The 437-nt window shown below is 60.6% G+C and carries 1 protein-coding gene; it reads left to right on the top strand.

Going from position 1 to position 437, the window contains the following annotated elements; genetic code table 11:
• Positions 1-325 (top strand): GNAT family N-acetyltransferase (locus tag AACY08_RS29910; RefSeq protein ID WP_339472698.1); only part of this gene is annotated, 325 nt, incomplete at its 5' end.
• Between the last annotated feature and the right edge of the window lie 112 nt (positions 326-437).

Raw genomic sequence — 437 nt, 5'->3', positions numbered from 1 at the left:
CCTCAAACAGTTTCCTCGCGCCGATTATTGGATCGTAGAGCGCGCGCAGGGCGAGACGGTGGTGCCGATCGGGCGCTATTATCTCGACCGGCACGGCAGCATGTGGCGCGCGCTGGATATGGGGTTTCTGCCCGGCCGACGCGGTTTCGGCGTGGCGTTGATCAACTGGACCAAGGCCGCGCTTGTTTCGGCGGGCAGCAAGGGATTCGATTTGCACGTGGCCCATACCAACCTTCGGGCACGCGCACTCTATCTCAAGCTCGGTTTTCGCGACATCGACCCCCCGCTAGATTTTCACCAGCGGATGATGTGGTCGGCGTGCTGAGCCGATAAATGATGGAACGGGCGTTGCGAGAGAACCCCTCTACCGTGCTATCCCGATCGCAGGGCGGTCGATCACTGCATATCGTTGTGCATCGGTGCCATTTGTCCGTCAC

Origin of the sequence: Pseudomonas sp. EL_65y_Pfl1_R83, assembly GCF_963970695.1 — a bacterium.
Lineage (GTDB): Bacteria > Pseudomonadota > Gammaproteobacteria > Pseudomonadales > Pseudomonadaceae > Aquipseudomonas > Aquipseudomonas tritici.
The sequence above is the reverse complement of the archived record's forward strand: the minus strand, read 5'-3'. Positions and strand labels throughout refer to the sequence as shown.